The 17,816-nt window shown below is 61.8% G+C and carries 14 protein-coding genes and 3 tRNA genes; 15 read left to right on the top strand and 2 right to left on the bottom strand.

Annotated features, from left to right (window positions below; all coding sequences use genetic code 11):
* Nucleotides 1–75 precede the first annotated feature (75 nt).
* The 6 genes from N7333_RS02945 to N7333_RS02920 are packed head-to-tail and all read left to right on the top strand — an operon-like array spanning nt 76 to nt 6,015.
* Nucleotides 76–1,170 (top strand): ABC transporter ATP-binding protein, encoded by a 1,095-nt coding sequence (locus tag N7333_RS02945; protein WP_003239928.1) that lies wholly within the window; start codon nt 76–78, stop codon nt 1,168–1,170.
* Nucleotides 1,170–2,267: an ABC transporter ATP-binding protein gene (locus N7333_RS02940; RefSeq protein WP_129482398.1), complete on the top strand. Its 1,098-nt coding sequence runs from the start codon at nt 1,170–1,172 to the stop codon at nt 2,265–2,267. Before N7333_RS02945 ends, N7333_RS02940 begins: the two co-directional genes overlap by 1 nt.
* Nucleotides 2,264–3,127 (top strand): sugar ABC transporter permease, encoded by an 864-nt coding sequence (locus tag N7333_RS02935; RefSeq protein ID WP_003239931.1) that lies wholly within the window; start codon nt 2,264–2,266, stop codon nt 3,125–3,127. The genes N7333_RS02940 and N7333_RS02935 overlap by 4 nt, the downstream gene beginning before the upstream one ends.
* 8 nt (nt 3,128–3,135) lie before the next feature.
* Nucleotides 3,136–3,936 (top strand): carbohydrate ABC transporter permease, encoded by an 801-nt coding sequence (locus tag N7333_RS02930; protein ID WP_003239933.1) that lies wholly within the window; start codon nt 3,136–3,138, stop codon nt 3,934–3,936.
* Nucleotides 3,937–3,948: 12 nt separating this feature from the next.
* Entirely contained in the window at nt 3,949–4,221 is a 273-nt protein-coding gene (locus N7333_RS02925; RefSeq protein ID WP_129482399.1) for a DUF2160 domain-containing protein, read from the top strand.
* A gap of 51 nt (nt 4,222–4,272) precedes the next feature.
* Nucleotides 4,273–6,015, top strand: a complete 1,743-nt coding sequence (locus tag N7333_RS02920) for an ABC transporter substrate-binding protein (protein WP_096826380.1) — start codon at nt 4,273–4,275, stop codon at nt 6,013–6,015.
* A 60-nt stretch (nt 6,016–6,075) separates the two neighbouring features.
* Here the strand turns inward: N7333_RS02920 and folD are convergent, their stop codons facing one another.
* A complete protein-coding gene (gene folD / locus N7333_RS02915; RefSeq protein ID WP_003239941.1) occupies nt 6,076–6,930 on the bottom strand; it encodes a bifunctional methylenetetrahydrofolate dehydrogenase/methenyltetrahydrofolate cyclohydrolase FolD in 855 nt (284 codons plus the stop codon).
* Nucleotides 6,931–7,199: 269 nt separating this feature from the next.
* Here folD and N7333_RS02910 point away from each other — a divergent pair.
* The 9 genes from N7333_RS02910 (at nt 7,200) to N7333_RS02870 (ending at nt 16,087) form a co-directional block, all read left to right on the top strand.
* Nucleotides 7,200–7,276: transfer RNA gene (locus N7333_RS02910), tRNA-Arg, on the top strand.
* A 38-nt stretch (nt 7,277–7,314) separates the two neighbouring features.
* Nucleotides 7,315–7,390: transfer RNA gene (locus tag N7333_RS02905), tRNA-His, on the top strand.
* Between the two features lie 55 nt (nt 7,391–7,445).
* Nucleotides 7,446–7,530: transfer RNA gene (locus N7333_RS02900), tRNA-Leu, on the top strand.
* A gap of 126 nt (nt 7,531–7,656) precedes the next feature.
* A complete protein-coding gene (gene tig, locus N7333_RS02895; protein ID WP_129482400.1) occupies nt 7,657–8,967 on the top strand; it encodes a trigger factor in 1,311 nt (436 codons plus the stop codon).
* Nucleotides 8,968–9,061: 94 nt separating this feature from the next.
* Nucleotides 9,062–9,703 carry an ATP-dependent Clp endopeptidase proteolytic subunit ClpP gene (gene clpP, locus N7333_RS02890; RefSeq protein WP_012018482.1) on the top strand — a complete coding sequence of 214 codons (642 nt, stop codon included), beginning with the start codon at nt 9,062–9,064 and terminating at the stop codon, nt 9,701–9,703.
* Between the two features lie 107 nt (nt 9,704–9,810).
* Complete coding sequence (gene clpX / locus N7333_RS02885) at nt 9,811–11,091, top strand: ATP-dependent Clp protease ATP-binding subunit ClpX (RefSeq protein WP_003239947.1); 1,281 nt, start codon at nt 9,811–9,813, stop codon at nt 11,089–11,091.
* Nucleotides 11,092–11,240: 149 nt separating this feature from the next.
* Complete coding sequence (lon, locus tag N7333_RS02880; RefSeq protein ID WP_129482401.1) at nt 11,241–13,637, top strand: endopeptidase La; 2,397 nt, start codon at nt 11,241–11,243, stop codon at nt 13,635–13,637.
* Nucleotides 13,638–13,772: 135 nt separating this feature from the next.
* A complete protein-coding gene (hupB, locus tag N7333_RS02875) occupies nt 13,773–14,045 on the top strand; it encodes a nucleoid-associated protein HU-beta (RefSeq protein ID WP_003239952.1) in 273 nt (90 codons plus the stop codon).
* A 194-nt stretch (nt 14,046–14,239) separates the two neighbouring features.
* A complete protein-coding gene (locus N7333_RS02870) occupies nt 14,240–16,087 on the top strand; it encodes a SurA N-terminal domain-containing protein (protein ID WP_129482402.1) in 1,848 nt (615 codons plus the stop codon).
* A 54-nt stretch (nt 16,088–16,141) separates the two neighbouring features.
* Here N7333_RS02870 and N7333_RS02865 read toward each other — a convergent pair whose 3' ends face one another.
* Complete coding sequence (locus tag N7333_RS02865; protein ID WP_129482403.1) at nt 16,142–17,689, bottom strand: phospholipase D family protein; 1,548 nt, start codon at nt 17,687–17,689, stop codon at nt 16,142–16,144.
* Between the last annotated feature and the right edge of the window lie 127 nt (nt 17,690–17,816).

Here is a 17,816-nt window from a genome sequence, read left to right as displayed (position 1 = left end):
GATTTCCGGCGGTCTGGCACGCTTGTCGCTGTAGGTGTTCGAAACCGAATGGCACGACAAGAAAAAGGACAGGCCATGTCGCTCAAGCTCGAACACGTCACCCGTATCGTCGATGGCCAGGTGCATATCGACGATGCCTGCCTGAGTTTCGAACCCGGGTCCTTCAACGTTCTGCTCGGCCGCACTCTGGCCGGCAAGACCAGCCTGATGCGCCTGATGGCCGGGCTGGACCGGCCCAGCAGCGGCCGCGTGCTGATGAACGGCGCCGATGTCACCGGCGTGCCGGTGCGTCAGCGCAATGTGTCGATGGTCTATCAGCAGTTCATCAATTACCCGACCCTGACGGTGTTCGAGAACATCGCCTCGCCGCTGCGTCAGGCTGGTGTGGCCAAGGAGCTGATCGTCGAGAAGGTCGAGGCCACCGCGCGCATGCTGCGCATCGACAAGCTGCTGTCGCGCTACCCGCTGGAGCTGTCAGGCGGCCAGCAGCAGCGCACGGCCATGGCCCGAGCGCTGGTCAAGGACGCGTCCCTGATCCTCTTCGACGAGCCCCTGGTCAACCTCGACTACAAGCTGCGCGAGGAGCTGCGTCAGGAAATGCGCGAGCTGTTCCAGGCGCGCCACACCATCGCCATCTACGCCACCACCGAGCCCAACGAGGCGCTGGCCCTCGGTGGCACCACCACCATCCTCCACGAAGGGCGGGTGGTGCAGAGCGGCAAGACCGCCGAGGTCTACCACCGCCCGCAGCAGGTGCTGGCCGCCGAGCTGTTCTCGGAACCTGCGATCAACCTGATGCCGGGGCGCATCAGTGGCACCGAGGTGAGCTTCGCCGATTGCGTGCACTTTCCGCTCAACCCCGATCTGCGTGGCATTGCCGAGGGCGAGTACCGCTTTGGCGTGCGCCCCAGCCATATCGGCCTGGTGCCGTCCAACGACGATGATCTGGAACTGGCTGTGACCGTCGAGCTGGCCGAGATCAGCGGCTCGGAAACCTTCCTCCACGTGCGCAACGAGCAGTTTGTGCTGGTGCTGCACCTGCCGGGCGTGCACGAGTACGCGGTGGATACGCCGATCCTGATCTACATCCCTACCCACAAGCTGTTCGTCTTCGCTGCCGATGGGCAATTGGTGCAGGCGCCCAGTCGCCGTCAGGGGAGGGCTGCCTGATGGCCGAGATTCGTCTGCATAACCTGGCGCACAGCTACAGCGGCACGCCGAAAGCGCCGGAAGACTACGCGATTCGCGAGATGAACCACGTCTGGCAGCAGGGCGGCGCCTATGCGCTGCTGGGACCTTCGGGCTGCGGCAAGTCGACGTTGCTCAACATCATCTCCGGTCTGCTCAGCCCGTCGCAGGGCGAGGTGCAGTTCGACGGCAAGGCGGTCAACACGCTGTCGCCGCAGCAGCGCAATATCGCCCAGGTTTTCCAGTTCCCGGTGGTCTACGACACCATGACGGTGTTCGACAACCTGGCCTTCCCACTGCGCAACCAGGGCATGGACGAAGCGCGGGTGATGAGCAAGGTGCACGAGATCGCCGAGGTGCTGGAGCTGCATCCGCTGCTGCACAAGAAGGCGCGCAACCTCACCGCCGACGAGAAGCAGAAGGTCTCCATGGGCCGTGGCCTGGTGCGCGACGATGTGTCGGCGATTCTCTTCGATGAGCCGCTGACGGTGATCGACCCGCATCTGAAGTGGAAGCTGCGGCGCAAGCTCAAGCAGATTCACGAGCAGTTCAATATCACCATGGTCTACGTCACCCACGATCAGCTGGAGGCTTCCACCTTCGCCGACAAGATCGCGGTGATGTACGGCGGGCAGATCGTCCAGTTCGGCACGCCGCGCGAGCTGTTCGAGCGCCCCGGGCACACCTTCGTCGGCTACTTCATTGGCAGCCCCGGCATGAACCTGATCGAGGTGCAGCGCTGCGAGGGCGGGGTGCGGTTCGCCGGCACGGTCCTGCCGCTGTCCGACGCGCTCAACCAGCGCCTCGCCGAACTGGACGGCAAGCGCCTGCAGGCGGGCATTCGTCCCGAGTTCGTGCACATCTGGGACGGCGCCTATGAAGACGCGCTGTGCGCCCGCGTGCTGCATGTCGAGGACCTCGGCACCTACAAGATCCTCACCTTCGACCTCGACGGTCAGGTGCTCAAGGCGCGCCTGCAGGAAGATCAGCCGGTGCCGCGCGAGCAGGTCTACCTGAGCTTCCCGGCGCAGTGGCTGATGCTCTATGCCGACGACTACCTGGTGGAGGTGGCGCCATGAAGGTGCAGAACAACAAGGCCTGGTGGCTGGTGCTGCCGGTGTTCCTGCTGGTGGCGTTCAGCGCCATCGTGCCGATGATGACGGTGGTCAACTACTCGGTGCAGGACATCTTCGACCCCTCCACGCGCTACTTCGTCGGCGTCGACTGGTACAAGCAGGTGCTGCAGGACCCGCGTCTGCACGACTCGCTGCTGCGTCAGTTCATCTTCTCCGCCTGCGTGCTGCTGATCGAGATTCCGTTAGGCATCGCCATCGCCCTGTGCATGCCGACACGCGGGCGCTGGGCGTCGCTGTGCCTGATCCTGATGGCCATTCCGCTGCTGATCCCGTGGAACGTGGTCGGCACCATCTGGCAGATCTTCGGCCGCGCCGACATCGGCCTGATGGGCTGGACGCTGAACAAGCTGGGCATCAGCTACAACTACGCCTCCAACACCATGGACGCCTGGGTGACGGTGCTGATCATGGACGTCTGGCACTGGACCTCGCTGGTGGCGCTGCTGTGCTATTCCGGGCTGCGCGCCATTCCCGACGTCTATTACCAGGCGGCGCGCATCGACCGTGCGTCGAACTGGGCGGTGTTCCGCCATATCCAGCTGCCCAAGCTGAAAAGCGTGCTGCTGATCGCGGTGATGCTGCGCTTCATGGACAGTTTCATGATCTACACCGAGCCGTTCGTGCTCACCGGCGGCGGGCCGGGCAACGCCACCACCTTCCTCAGCCAGACCCTGACGCAAATGGCCATCGGCCAGTTCGATCTGGGCCCGGCCGCGGCGTTCTCGCTGGTGTACTTCCTGATCATCCTGCTGGTGTCCTGGCTGTTCTACACCGCCATGACCCACGACGACAAAACCCGCTGAGGCCGACCATGATGCTGCGCAAACGTCTGGCACTGCTGATCTACTTCCTGTTTCTGCTGGTGCCGATCTACTGGCTGCTGAACATGTCGTTCAAGAGCAACACCGAGATTCTCGGGGGGCTCAGCCTGTGGCCGCAGAACTTCACCCTGGACAACTACCGGGTGATCTTCACCGACCGCAGCTGGTACGAGGGCTACCTCAATTCGCTGTATTACGTCAGCCTCAACACCCTGATCTCGCTCAGCGTGGCGTTGCCGGCGGCCTATGCCTTCTCGCGCTATCGTTTTCTCGGCGACAAGCACCTGTTCTTCTGGCTGCTGACCAACCGCATGGCGCCGCCGGCTGTGTTCCTGCTGCCGTTCTTCCAGCTCTATTCGTCCATCGGCCTGTTCGACACCCATATCGCCGTGGCGCTGGCGCACTGCCTGTTCAACGTGCCGCTGGCGGTGTGGATTCTCGAGGGCTTCATGTCCAGCGTGCCGAAGGAAATCGACGAGACGGCCTATATCGACGGTTACAGCTTCCCGAAATTCTTCGTGAAGATATTCATCCCGCTGATCCGCTCCGGCATCGGCGTCACGGCCTTCTTCTGCTTCATGTTTTCCTGGGTCGAGCTGCTGCTGGCGCGCACCCTGACCTCGGTGGACGCCAAGCCCATCGCCGCAGTGATGACCCGTACCGTGTCCGCCTCGGGCATCGACTGGGGCGTGCTGGCCGCTGCCGGGGTGCTGACCATCATCCCGGGGATGCTGGTGATCTGGTTCGTTCGCAACCATGTGGCCAAGGGCTTCGCCCTCGGTCGCGTGTAAGGGAGGTTCGTCATGAGCTGGATGGCCTGGACTCTACCGACCGCGCTGTTCTTCGCCGGCATCGCCGTGCTGCTGGCCGGCATGACGCTGGTCGAGCTGCGCTGGCCGTGCGTCGAGCGCAAGGGTTTTCTGCCGATCACCACCACCCGGGGTGATCGGTTGTTCATCGGTCTGCTCGGCGGCGCCTACCTGCACCTGCTGGTGATAGGCGTGACCGACTGGAGCGTGTGGATAGCCTCGCTGCTATCGCTGTTGTGGTTGTGCGCAGTCATGCGCTGGGGCTGAGCCGGGCTGCCGCCGGTATGCCTCTCCCCAAATCCTGAGATGGAGGTCTCTATGTTCGACAATAACAACAAGACCCGACATAGCATGGCGTTGGCCGCCTTGCTGGCGTTGTCCGGTTTGAGCGGTGCGGCCTGGGCGGATGCCTATGAAGAGGCCGCGAAGAAATGGATCGCCGAGGAGTTCAACCCCTCGACCCTGACGCCCGAGCAGCAGCTCGAAGAGCTGAAATGGTTCATCAAGGCCGCCGAGCCGTTTCGCGGCATGAACATCAGCGTGGTGTCGGAAACCATCACCACCCACGAGTACGAGTCCAAGGTGCTGGCCAAGGCGTTCAGCGAGATCACCGGGATCAAGCTCAAGCACGACCTGCTGCAGGAAGGCGATGTGGTCGAGAAGCTGCAGACGCAGATGCAGTCGGACAAGAACATCTACGACGGCTGGGTCAACGACTCCGACCTGATCGGCACCCACGCGCGTTACGGCAAGGCGGTGGCGATCAGCGACATGATCGAGGGCGAGGCCAAGGACTTCACTTCACCGACCCTGGATCTCGAGGACTTCATCGGTCTGTCCTTCACCACCGGGCCGGACGGCAAGCTCTATCAGCTGCCCGACCAGCAGTTCGCCAACCTCTACTGGTTCCGCGCCGACTGGTTCGAGCGCCCGGAGCTGAAAGCCAAGTTCAAGGAAATCTACGGCTACGAACTGGGCGTACCGGTCAACTGGTCGGCCTATGAGGACATCGCCGAGTTCTTCTCGGTGCACGTCAAGGAAATCGACGGTCAGCGCGTCTACGGCCACATGGACTACGGCAAGAAGGACCCGTCGCTGGGCTGGCGCTTCACCGACGCCTGGTTTTCCATGGCCGGTGGCGGCGACAAGGGCCTGCCAAACGGGTTGCCGGTAGACGAGTGGGGCATTCGCGTCGACGGCTGCCGGCCGGTGGGTTCCAGCGTTGCCCGCGGCGGCGACACCAACGGTCCGGCGGCGGTGTTCGCGACGCAGAAATACGTCGACTGGATGCGCCAGTACGCACCGCGTGAGGCCCAGGGCATGACCTTCTCCGAGGCGGGCCCGGTGCCGGCGCAGGGTGCCATCGCCCAGCAGATCTTCTGGTATACCGCCTTTACCGCCGACATGACCAAGCCGGGCCTGCCGGTGGTCAACGAGGACGGCACGCCGAAATGGCGTATGGCGCCGTCGCCGAAAGGGCCGTACTGGGAGGAGGGCATGAAGCTCGGATATCAGGATGCCGGTTCCTGGACCTTCCTCAAGTCCACCCCGGAGAAGCAGCGCCTGGCTGCCTGGCTCTATGCGCAGTTCGTCACTTCCAAGACCGTGTCGCTGAAGAAGACCCTGGTCGGCCTGACGCCGATCCGCGAGTCGGACATCAACTCCCAGGCCATGACCGACGCCGCACCCAAGCTCGGCGGGCTGGTGGAGTTCTACCGCAGCCCGGCCCGCGTGCAGTGGACGCCAACCGGTACCAACGTGCCGGATTATCCGCGTCTGGCCCAGCTGTGGTGGCAGTTCATCGCCGAGGCCGCCAGTGGCGACAAGACCCCGCAACAGGCGCTCGATGGCCTGGCCGCAGCGCAAGACACCATGCTCGGTCGTCTGGAGCGCTCCGGTGTGCTAGGTGAGTGCGGGCCGAAGCTGAACGAGCCGCGGGATCCGCAGTACTGGTTCGATCAGCCCGGTGCGCCCAAGCCCAAGCTGGAGAACGAGAAGCCGCAGGGCGAAACCATCGCCTACGACGAGCTGCTCAAGTCTTGGGAGCAGGCGCGCAACTGATCGCTACGGCAGAAACGACAACGGCACCCTCGGGTGCCGTTGTTCGTTGTGCAGCGCTGCTTATTTATGCAGGTGTTCGGCTGCGTGCAGGGTGTTTTCCAGCAGGCCTGCGCGGGTCATCGGGCCGACGCCGCCCGGCACCGGGGTGATCCAGCCGGCGCGGGGCAGGGCGGTCTCGTAAACCACGTCGCCGACCAGCTTGCCGTCTTCCTGGCGGTTGATGCCGACGTCGATGACGATGGCGCCTTCCTTGATCCACTCGCCCTTGACCAGGCCCGGCTTGCCGGCCGCGACCACGACGATGTCGGCCTGGCCGACATGGCCCGCCAGATCCTTGGTGAAGCGGTGGGTGACGGTCACGGTGCAGCCGGCCAGCAGCAGCTCCATGGCCATCGGCCGGCCGACGATATTGGAGGCGCCCACGACTACGGCATGCATGCCGTACAGGTCGGCGCCGGTGCTTTCCAGCAGGGTCATGATGCCCTTCGGCGTGCACGGGCGCAGCAGCGGCATGCGCTGGGCCAGGCGGCCGATGTTGTAGGGGTGGAAGCCGTCCACATCTTTATCCGGACGGATGCGCTCGAGCAGCAGGGAGGAGTCCAGATGCTCGGGCAGCGGCAGCTGCACCAGGATGCCGTCGATGGTCGGGTCTTCGTTGAGCTCGTCGATCAAGGCGAGCAGATCGGCCTGGCTGGTCTCGGCCGGCAGGTCGTAGGCGCGGGAGAGGAAGCCGACTTCTTCGCAATCCTTGCGTTTATGTGACACATAGACCTGGGAGGCGGGATCGGTACCGACCAGGATTACGGCCAGGCCTGGCGCACGAAGGCCTTGCTGGCGGCGTTCGGCGACACGTTGGGCAATCTGCTGGCGGAGGCTGGCGGCGATCGCCTTGCCGTCGATCAGTTGTGCGGTCATTGCGCTGGTTAACCATTAATAAGGATGAAAAAAGGACGCGCATTCTCGCATGGGCGCTCACTTGGGCAAAGGCGCCTGCCGTCGATTTCGCGTAACTCCTTTATATCGCTGAACTTTTTTGAAAATTTCTGTTGACGGGGTTGGGGGGCGTCTATAACATTCGCCCCGCTTCTCAGGAACAGCCACTCGCTGGGTGAGACGGCAAGAGTCAAGCCCTCGTGGCAAGGTTCAAGTCGAAAGCTTGTAAGTCTGCACTAGCGGATGGATAAGCGCCCGTAGCTCAGCTGGATAGAGCATCCGCCTTCTAAGCGGATGGTCGCAGGTTCGAGTCCTGCCGGGTGCGCCATTTGGCGGTCAGGCAATTTGAGTAAGCAATGCAATATGGTGGGCGTAGCTCAGTTGGTAGAGCACAGGATTGTGGCTCCTGGTGTCGTGGGTTCGATTCCCATCGTCCACCCCATATTCCAGAACGCCAGGCCCAAAGCCTGGCGTTTTTGTTTTAAGCTTCAAACCACGCGGACGTGGTGAAATTGGTAGACACACCAGATTTAGGTTCTGGCGCCGCAAGGTGTGAGAGTTCGAGTCTCTCCGTCCGCACCATCTTACAAAACCCTCCCGATTGCCGCCTGCTTCTAGGGTGACTTCTTCATATCGACCCTCTAGAATGCATGCCCTTGATTCGGGGCCGGTTCGAGCCGGCTTATGTCTGTGCAACGAGGAATATCCATGCAAGTTTCTGTTGAAAGCACTTCTGCTCTTGAGCGCCGCATGACCGTCGGCGTCCCCGTCGAGCGCATCGAGACCGAAGTCAACAAGCGTCTGCAACAGACTGCCCGTCGTGCCAAGGTCCCTGGCTTCCGTCCTGGCAAGGTGCCGATGAGCGTTATCCGTCAGCGTTACGAAGACGCTGCTCGTCAGGAAGCGCTGGGCGACCTGATCCAGGCTACCTTCTACGAAGCCGTGGTCGAGCAGAAGCTGAACCCGGCCGGTGCCCCGGCTGTCGAGCCGAAGTCCTTCGAAAAGGGCAAGGACCTGGAATACGTCGCCACTTTCGAAGTCTTCCCCGAGTTCGAAGTCACCGGCTTCGACTCCATCGCCATCGAGCGCCTGCAGGCTGACGTGGCCGACAGCGACGTCGACAACATGCTCGACATCCTGCGCAAGCAGAACACCCGTTTCGAAGCTGTCGAGCGTGCTGCCGAGAACGGCGATCAGCTGAACATCGATTTCGTCGGCAAGATCGACGGCGAAGCCTTCGCTGGCGGCAGCGCCAAGGGTACCCAGCTGGTGCTGGGCTCCGGCCGCATGATCCCGGGCTTCGAAGATGCCCTGGTCGGCGTCAAGGCCGGTGAAGAGCGCGTGATCAACCCGACCTTCCCCGAGGACTATCAGAACCTCGACCTGGCCGGCAAGACCGCCGAGTTCACCGTTACCGTGAACAGCGTTTCCGCGCCGCAACTGCCTGAGCTGAACGACGAGTTCTTCGCCCTGTTCGGCATCAAGGAAGGCGGTCTGGAAGGTTTCCGCGCCGAAGTTCGCAAGAACATGGAGCGCGAACTGCGCCAGGCCATCAAGTCCAAGGTGAAGAACCAGGTAATGGACGGCCTGCTGGCTGCCAACCCGGTCGAAGTGCCGAAGGCGCTGATCGGCAACGAAGTGAACCGTCTGCGCGTGCAGGCCGTTCAGCAGTTCGGCGGCAACATCAAGCCTGACCAGCTGCCGGCCGAGCTGTTCGAAGAGCAGGCCAAGCGTCGCGTGGTGCTGGGTCTGATCGTCGCCGAGGTGGTCAAGCAGTTCGATCTGAAGCCTGACGAAGCCCGCGTGCGTGAGCTGATCGAAGAAATGGCTTCGGCTTATCAGGAGCCCGAGCAGGTTGTGGCCTGGTACTACAAGAACGACCAGCAGATGAACGAAGTGCGTTCGGTTGTACTGGAAGAGCAAGTTGTAGATACTGTTCTGCAGAAGGCCAACGTGACCGATAAAGCGGTCTCCTACGAAGACGCAGTCAAGCCGGCGGAAGCCCCGAAAGCCGACTGATCTCGTAACCTCGTTCGAGTACACCACCATAAGCCAGCCTCAGTGCTGGCTTATGCGTATTTGAGACATGACTATTAGGGAGTGAGCGCAAGACATGTCCCGCAATCCTTTTATGCAAAACATGCCTGAAATCCAGGCCGCTGGCGGCCTGGTGCCGATGGTCATCGAGCAGTCCGCTCGTGGCGAGCGTGCCTACGACATCTACTCGCGCCTGCTCAAGGAGCGCGTGATTTTCCTGGTCGGCCAGGTCGAGGACTACATGGCCAACCTGATCTGCGCCCAGTTGCTGTTTCTGGAGGCAGAAAACCCGGACAAGGACATTCACCTGTACATCAACTCACCAGGTGGCTCGGTGACCGCCGGCATGGCGATCTACGACACCATGCAGTTCATCAAGGCAGACGTGTCCACCACCTGCATCGGTCAGGCCTGCAGCATGGGTGCCTTCCTGCTGGCCGGTGGGGCCAAGGGCAAGCGCTTCTGCCTGCCGAACTCGCGCGTGATGATTCACCAGCCGCTGGGTGGCTTCCAGGGCCAAGCCTCGGATATCGAGATCCATGCCAAGGAAATTCTCTTCATTCGTGAGCGTCTGAACGAACTGCTGGCCCATCACACCGGTCAGAGCCTGGAAACCATCGAGCGCGACACCAACCGCGACAATTTCATGAGCGCTCCACGCGCCGTGGAGTACGGCATCGTCGATGCCGTTCACGAAAAGCGTCAAATGCCGGTGTAGATGAGGTTCCGGCTGCGGGCATTGTGCATCGGCGCGTCCGTCGCCCTTGAAAATGCCCGCATTTGCCTTCATCTTGTGTTGCAAGCCTACCGTATTGGATTGATCGAATGACTGATACACGTAACGGTGAGGACAACGGCAAACTGCTTTATTGCTCCTTCTGCGGCAAAAGCCAGCACGAAGTGCGCAAGTTGATCGCCGGTCCTTCCGTCTTCATCTGCGACGAATGCGTCGACCTGTGCAATGACATCATCCGCGAGGAGGTGCAGGAAGCCCAGGCCGAGAGCAGCGCGCACAAACTCCCGGCACCCAAGGAAATCAGCGCGATCCTCGATCAATATGTGATCGGTCAGGAACGCGCTAAAAAGGTGCTTTCGGTAGCGGTGTACAACCACTACAAACGTCTCAACCAGCGCGACAAGAAAGACGATGTCGAACTGGGCAAGAGCAATATTCTGCTGATCGGTCCTACGGGGTCGGGCAAGACACTGCTGGCCGAAACGCTGGCGCGCCTGCTCAACGTGCCGTTCACCATCGCCGACGCCACCACCCTGACCGAGGCCGGTTACGTGGGTGAGGACGTCGAGAACATCATTCAAAAGCTGTTGCAGAAGTGCGACTACGATGTCGAGAAGGCCCAGATGGGCATCGTGTACATCGACGAAATCGACAAGATCTCGCGCAAGTCGGACAACCCGTCCATCACCCGTGACGTGTCGGGCGAGGGCGTGCAGCAGGCGCTGCTCAAGCTGATCGAGGGTACGGTAGCCTCGGTTCCGCCGCAGGGCGGGCGCAAGCATCCGCAGCAGGAGTTCCTGCAGGTCGATACGCGCAACATCCTGTTCATCTGTGGCGGCGCGTTCGCCGGCCTGGAGAAGGTTATCCAGGCTCGCTCCACCAAGGGCGGCATCGGCTTCGGTGCGGAAGTGCGCAGCAAGCAGGAAGGCAAGAAGATCGGCGAGTCCCTGCGTGAGGTCGAGCCGGACGATCTGGTCAAGTTCGGTTTGATTCCCGAGTTCGTCGGTCGTCTGCCGGTCATCGCGACCCTGGAGGAGCTGGACGAAGCGGCTCTGGTGCAGATCCTGACCGAGCCTAAGAACGCGCTGACCAAGCAGTACGCCAAGCTCTTCGAGATGGAAGGCGTCGACCTGGAGTTCCGCTCCGATGCGCTGAAGTCCGTTGCGCAGAGGGCGCTGGAGCGCAAGACCGGGGCCCGCGGCCTGCGTTCGATCCTCGAAGGCATCCTGCTCGATACCATGTACGAGATCCCGTCCCAGCAGGACGTGAGCAAGGTGGTGATCGACGAGAGCGTCATCGACGGTTCCTCCAAGCCGCTGCTGATCTACGAGAACAGCGAGCCTCAGGCCAAGGCCGCGCCAGACGCGTAGAAGCTGTTACACGGTGCAAAGAAGGGGCCCTATGGGCCCCTTCGCTTTTCTGGACATTGCGCTTGTTTTTTACGGGAGCTACCCCCATCTTAAAAGCCAAGGGTAATCCCGCCTGTTCACGGCCTCATGGCCGCCGCTGAGCCGAAATCATGAAGACAACCATCGAATTGCCTCTCCTGCCGTTGCGCGATGTTGTGGTCTATCCGCACATGGTCATCCCGCTTTTCGTCGGGCGTGAGAAATCCATCGAGGCCCTCGAGGCAGCGATGACGGGCGACAAGCAGATTCTGCTGGTGGCCCAGAAGAACCCGGCCGTCGACGATCCGGATGACCAGGATCTGTATCGCGTGGGTACCGTTGCCACCGTTCTGCAACTGCTCAAGCTGCCCGACGGCACCGTGAAAGTGCTGGTCGAAGGTGAGCAGCGTGGCGCCATCGAGCGTTTCATCGAACTCGATGATCATTGCCGGGCCGAAGTCCAGCTGATCGAGGAGGGGGATACTGCCGAGCGCGAGTCGGAGGTATTCACCCGCAGTCTGCTGAGCCAATTCGAGCAGTACGTGCAACTGGGCAAGAAGGTGCCGGCCGAGGTGCTGTCGTCGCTCAACAGCATCGACGAGCCCAGCCGCCTGGTCGACACCATGGCGGCGCACATGGCGCTGAAGATCGAGCAGAAGCAGGAAATCCTCGAGATCACCTCGCTGTCCGCTCGTGTCGAGCATGTACTGGCGCTGCTGGATGCCGAGATCGACCTGCTGCAGGTGGAAAAGCGCATCCGTGGCCGCGTGAAGAAGCAGATGGAGCGCAGCCAGCGCGAGTACTACCTGAATGAGCAGATGAAGGCCATTCAGAAGGAACTGGGCGATATCGACGAAGGCCACAACGAGATCGACGAGCTGAAGAAGCGCATCGACAACGCCGGCCTGACCAAGGAGGCGCTGACCAAGGCCAATGCCGAGCTGAACAAGCTCAAGCAGATGTCGCCAATGTCCGCCGAAGCTACCGTCGTGCGCTCCTACATCGATTGGCTGGTCAATGTGCCGTGGAAGGCCGAGAGCAAGGTGCGCCTGGATCTGGCGCGCGCAGAGAGCATTCTCGATGCCGACCATTACGGCCTGGAAGAGGTCAAGGAGCGCATCCTCGAGTATCTCGCCGTGCAGAAACGGGTGAAGAAACTCAAGGGGCCTGTGCTGTGCCTGGTTGGCCCGCCCGGCGTGGGCAAGACCTCGCTGGCCGAGTCCATCGCCGCCGCGACTAATCGCAAGTTCGTGCGCATGGCCCTCGGTGGCGTGCGCGATGAGGCCGAGATTCGCGGCCACCGCCGTACCTATATCGGCTCCATGCCGGGTCGTCTGATCCAGAAGATGACCAAGGTCGGCGTGCGCAACCCGCTGTTTTTGCTCGACGAGATCGACAAGATGGGGCAGGACATGCGCGGCGACCCTGCGTCCGCGCTGCTTGAGGTGCTCGATCCGGAGCAGAACCACAACTTCAACGATCACTATCTGGAAGTCGACTACGACCTCTCGGATGTGATGTTCCTCTGCACCGCCAACTCGATGAACATCCCCGGCCCGCTGCTGGACCGCATGGAGGTCATTCGTCTGCCGGGCTACACCGAGGACGAAAAGGTCAACATCGCCATCAAGTACCTGGCGCCCAAGCAGATCAAGGCCAATGGCCTGAAGAAGGGCGAGCTTGAATTCGAAGAGGCGGCCATCCGCGACATCATCCGCTACTACACCCGCGAGGCGGGCGTGCGCAGTCTGGAGCGGCAAATTGCCAAGGTCTGCCGCAAGGCGGTCAAGGAACATGCCAGCGAGAAGCGCTTCCAGGTGCGGGTGACGGCCGATTCGCTGGAGCACTTCCTCGGCGTGCGCAAGCACCGCTATGGCCTGGCCGAGCAGCAGGATCAGATCGGCCAGGTGACCGGGCTGGCCTGGACTCAGGTCGGTGGTGAGTTGCTGACCATCGAGACCGCCGTGGTGCCGGGCAAGGGCAATCTGATCAAGACCGGTTCGCTGGGTGACGTGATGGCGGAGTCCATGACCGCCGCCATGACCGTGGTGCGCAGCCGTGCCAAGAGTCTGGGAATCCCTGCAGATTTCAACGAAAAGCGCGACGTTCACATCCACATGCCCGAAGGTGCTACGCCCAAGGATGGCCCGAGTGCAGGCATTGGCCTGTGCACGGCACTGGTCTCGGCGCTGACGCAGATTCCGGTGCGTGCCGATGTCGCCATGACCGGTGAGATCACCCTGCGAGGTCAGGTGCTGGCCATTGGCGGTCTCAAGGAAAAACTTCTGGCTGCACATCGCGGTGGGATCAAGACGGTGATCATTCCCGAAGAAAATGTGCGTGATCTGAAAGAAATTCCGGAAAATATTAAGCAAGACCTGCAGATTAAACCGGTTAAATGGATTGACGAGGTCCTGCAAATTGCGCTGCAATACGCCCCGGAGCCCTTGCCCGATGCGGCTCCCGAGATGGTTGCAACGGATGACAAGCGCGAGTCTGATTCCAAGGAGCGAATCAGCACGCATTAGCCGGGGGGCTTCCTTGACACAATTTTTGAGCCCTTGTTATAAAGCGGCTTTTATTGTGTCGGCAGGCCATCCAGCACCCGCTTTGCTTACACTAAAAATCAAGAAACAAACTCAACAGAAATAAGGGGACTTAGAGTGAACAAGTCGGAACTGATCGATGCTATCGCTGCATCTGCTGATATCCCGAAAGCTGTTGCTGGCCGCGCGCTGGATGCAGTGATTGAATCCGTCACTGGCGCTCTGAAGGCTGGTGATTCCGTCGTACTGGTTGGCTTCGGCACCTTCGCTGTCAAAGAGCGTGCTGCTCGCACTGGCCGCAACCCGCAGACCGGCAAGCCGATCAGCATCGCTGCTGCCAAGATCCCGGGCTTCAAAGCTGGCAAGGCTCTGAAAGACGCCGTCAACTAAGCGTCTTCCGGGTTTGCCTCGCCGCCGGACTCTGTCTGGCGGCTGTTAGGAGGCAGAGCAGGGAGTCGGAGACTTTTCTGCACTGACCGCTTAACGCGTTACGAGAAGGCGCATCCAAGGATGCGCCTTTCTTCTATCTGGACATTACCCACACTGCGCGGCTGGTGACTTTGTACAGTCGTTCTGGGGGAAGCATGCTGCAAAACATCAGGGACAATTCACGCGGTTGGATTGCCAAAATCATCATCGGCCTCATCGTGATGCTGATGGCCTTCACCGGTTTCGAAGCCATCGTCACGGGTACCAGCAACCGCAACAATGCGGCTGACGTGAACGGTGACACCATTACCCTCAATGAGCTCAACCAGGCCGTCGAGATGCAGCGCCGTCAGCTGCTGCAGCAGCTGGGCCGCGATTTCGATGCCTCGCTGCTCGACGACAAACTGCTGCGCGAGGCTTCGCTCAAGGGTCTTATCGAGCGCAAACTGCTGCTGCAGGCGGCGGGCGACGCGCATTTCGCCTTCTCGCAAGGCTCGCTGGATCAGGTGATCCTGCAAACCCCCGAATTCCAGGTAGATGGCCGCTTCGATGCTGCACGCTTCGATCAGGTCATCCGCCAGATGGGCTACACCCGCCTGCAGTTCCGCCAGATGCTGGAAGAGGAAATGCTGATCGGCCAGCTGCGTGCCGGTATCGGTGCCAGCAGCTTCGTCACCGAGCAGGACGCACGCGCGTTCGCCAATCTGGAGCGTCAGACCCGCGACTTCGCCAGCGTCACCATCAAGGCCGATCCGGCTGCCGTGGAACTGGCGGACAGCGACGTGCAGGCCTACTACGACGAGCATGCCAGCGAATTCATGAGCCCCGAGCAGGTGGTGCTGGAATACGTCGAGCTGCACAAGGACAGCTTCTTCGATCAGATCGAAGTCAGCGACGATGATCTGCAGCCGCTCTACGAGAGCGAGATCGCCAATCTGGCAGAGCAGCGTCAGGCGGCGCACATCCTGATCGAGGGTGACGACGCCGCGGCGCGCACCAAGATCGAGGAAATCAAGGCGCGCGTCGATGCAGGCGAGGATTTCGCGGCACTGGCCAAGGAGTTTTCCGAGGATCCGGGCTCGGCTGCCGATGGCGGTGATCTGGGTTATGCCGGCCCTGGCGTCTACGATCCGGCGTTCGAAGAGGCGCTCTATGCGCTGCAAACGGGCCAGGTTTCCGAGCCCGTACGCAGCGACTTTGGCTGGCACCTGATCAAGCTGCTCGGCGTGCAGGCGCCCGAGGTGCCGAGCTTCGACAGCCTCAAGGACAAGCTGGCTCGCGATTTCAAGGCGCAGCAGGTCGAGCAGCGTTTCGTCGAAGCAACCAAGCAGCTGGAAGACGCCGCGTTCGAAGCTTCCGATCTGGCTCAGCCGGCTCAGGAGCTGGGGCTCGAACTGAAGGTCAGCGAGGCGTTCGGTCGCGAGGGCGGTGCCACGGGCATCACTGCCAATCGTCAGGTGCTGCAGGCTGCCTTCAGTCCTGAAGTACTGGAGGACGGTACCAACAGTTCCACCATCGAACTGGACCCGAGCACCGTCGTGGTGGTGCGCGCCAAGGAGCACCGCAAGCCCGAGCAGCTGCCGCTCGAGCAGGTGGCCGAGAGCATTCGCGCTCACCTGTTGCAGGAGCGTGCCAGCGCCGCCGCCAAGGCGGAGGGCGAGAAGCTGCTGGCTGCGGCCCGGGCTGGCGAGTCGGAGGGGGCGAACTGGCAGGTGCAGGAAGCGGCCACCCGTAGTCAGGATGGCGTGGAGCCCAAGGTTTTGCAGGCGCTGTTCCGCATGTCCAAGCCGACCACTGCAGGCGAGCCGAGCTACGCCGGCGTGACGCTGAACAATGGCGATTACGTCGTGCTGCGCCTCGATGGCGTGAACGCGCCCGATGAAGCGCTGACCAGCGAAGAGCTGGCAATGTATCGCAACTTCCTGGCATCGCGCGCCGGTCAGCAGGACTTCGCTGCGCTACGCAAGCAGCTGGAAGCCAAGGCCGACATCGAGCGTTTCTGATCGTCGTCCGCTGCGAAAAAAGCCCCGCCTGGTGCGGGGCTTTTCTTTTGCGGGTCATAACAGCCATTCGATGGGCAGCCACGATAGCAGGCGCACGCCCAGACGCTTGAGCAGGCCTGTGCCGGGGTCGCTGTCGAATCGGCGCAGCTCGCCATCCTGGCGCTGCAGCCAGTAGATCCGGCCGTTTTCGTCCAGGCCCAGCTCATAGGCATTGGCCGGGATATCGCCTTCGAATGCCTGACCAATGGCTGCGGCCAGTGCCGGGCTTTCGATGAGGAAGCCCATCTCCGTGTTGAGGCTGGCGGAGCGTGGGTCGAAGTTGAATGAGCCGATGAAGACCCGCTGGCCATCGAGCGCGAAGGTCTTGGCATGCAGGCTCGAGCCGGAGCTGCCAAACGGCCCGGCCCTTTCCCGATGGCCGTCGTCCTCCGCTCCCAGACGCATTTCATAGAGTTTGACGCCGCCTTCCAGCAGTGCGCGACGGCGTTTGGCGTAGCCGGCATGGACGGGCGTCACGTCCGTTGCTTCCAGTGCATTGGTGAGAATGCGCACTTCGACGCCGCGTTGAACCAGGCCGGTGAAGATATCGACGCCGGTTTGCGTGGGGACGAAGTAGGGGGAGACGAGGTCGACCCGCGATTCGGGGATGTCGAGCATCTCGCCCAGGTGGCTGATCAACAGCTGGCCGTCACTGGCCGTGCCGAGACCCTTGGCGGGATCGTCACTGACCAGCGTGGTCTCGCTCCATTCGAAGCTCAGGCGCTTGTCCAGCAAGCGTTGGATGAACTCGCTTTCCTGCAGGGCCTTCACGTAACCGCTGGCTGCAGGTGAGTCGGACAGGTCGGCCGCGAGATCATGCAGGCGCAGCGGGGTGTTCCGCCTGCGAGGCACGATCAGCTCCAGCGGATAGCTCGAATCGCTGGCCCAGTAGCGATCGAAATCGGCGGAGGTGTCGGCCACCACCGGGCCGATGGCCAGAACGTCGAGGTCGGCGAAGAGCACGCCTTCGCTGGCCTCGAAGTATTCGTCGCCGATATTGCGCCCGCCGATAATGGTGGCCTGGTTGTCCACGGTGAAGGACTTGTTGTGCATGCGCCGGTTGGCGCGGGGGAAATGGGTCAGATAACCCAGCACCTTGGCCTGGCGCAGGGAGAAGGGATTGAACAGGCGCACCTCGATGTTGGGGTGGTGGTCGAGCGTGCTCAGGATCTGATCGAGCCCGGCGATACCGTTGTCGTCCAGCAACAGGCGGACACGAACGCCTCGTTCGGCCGCTCTGAGCAGGGCATCGAGCAATAGGGTGCCGGTGATGTCGTCGCGCCAGATGTAGTACTGCACATCGATGCTACGCTCGGCTGCTTCGACCATGAGCATGCGCGCGGCGAAGGCATCTCGGGCAGCCGCCAGCGTCAGGATGCCGGACAGCCCGGGATGAGCGTCTCGCTCGCTGCCCAGAGCCTGTCCCAGCGTTGTATCGGCCGTTTCTTCCTGGGTGAAGGCCTGACTCTCGGTACGGCCATCCAGTGGCGGCAGGGCGCAGCCGAGCACCAGGCCGCATAGCGCGCAGATCAGGCAGGCTCGCCATTTGTTTGTCGGGGTCATTCACCCATCTCGGTTCCAGGCTTCCCAGCTAGGACAACGCCAAGGTTGAAGCGTGCCGAGTAGTGCTGGCGTTTCGATTCGGTTTGAATGCTGACAAACGCCAGAAACGACAACGCCGCACTTGCTG

It is taken from the genome of Pseudomonas sp. GD04158, from assembly GCF_029834875.1.
GTDB lineage: Bacteria > Pseudomonadota > Gammaproteobacteria > Pseudomonadales > Pseudomonadaceae > Aquipseudomonas > Aquipseudomonas hydrolytica.
Note: the sequence above shows the minus strand (reverse complement) of the source record. Positions and strands in the feature narration are given on the sequence as shown.

Bases quoted from the DNA above. Each gene is read 5' to 3' on its own strand.
- N7333_RS02945 (WP_003239928.1), top strand. From the start codon at position 76: ATGTCGCTCAAGCTCGAACACGTCACCCGTATCGTCGATGGCCAGGTG.
- N7333_RS02940 (WP_129482398.1), top strand. From the start codon at position 1,170: ATGGCCGAGATTCGTCTGCATAACCTGGCGCACAGCTACAGCGGCACG.
- N7333_RS02935 (WP_003239931.1), top strand. From the start codon at position 2,264: ATGAAGGTGCAGAACAACAAGGCCTGGTGGCTGGTGCTGCCGGTGTTC.
- N7333_RS02930 (WP_003239933.1), top strand. From the start codon at position 3,136: ATGATGCTGCGCAAACGTCTGGCACTGCTGATCTACTTCCTGTTTCTG.
- N7333_RS02925 (WP_129482399.1), top strand. From the start codon at position 3,949: ATGAGCTGGATGGCCTGGACTCTACCGACCGCGCTGTTCTTCGCCGGC.
- N7333_RS02920 (WP_096826380.1), top strand. From the start codon at position 4,273: ATGTTCGACAATAACAACAAGACCCGACATAGCATGGCGTTGGCCGCC.
- folD (WP_003239941.1), bottom strand. From the start codon at position 6,930: ATGACCGCACAACTGATCGACGGCAAGGCGATCGCCGCCAGCCTCCGC.
- tig (WP_129482400.1), top strand. From the start codon at position 7,657: ATGCAAGTTTCTGTTGAAAGCACTTCTGCTCTTGAGCGCCGCATGACC.
- clpP (WP_012018482.1), top strand. From the start codon at position 9,062: ATGTCCCGCAATCCTTTTATGCAAAACATGCCTGAAATCCAGGCCGCT.
- clpX (WP_003239947.1), top strand. From the start codon at position 9,811: ATGACTGATACACGTAACGGTGAGGACAACGGCAAACTGCTTTATTGC.
- lon (WP_129482401.1), top strand. From the start codon at position 11,241: ATGAAGACAACCATCGAATTGCCTCTCCTGCCGTTGCGCGATGTTGTG.
- N7333_RS02870 (WP_129482402.1), top strand. From the start codon at position 14,240: ATGCTGCAAAACATCAGGGACAATTCACGCGGTTGGATTGCCAAAATC.
- N7333_RS02865 (WP_129482403.1), bottom strand. From the start codon at position 17,689: ATGACCCCGACAAACAAATGGCGAGCCTGCCTGATCTGCGCGCTATGC.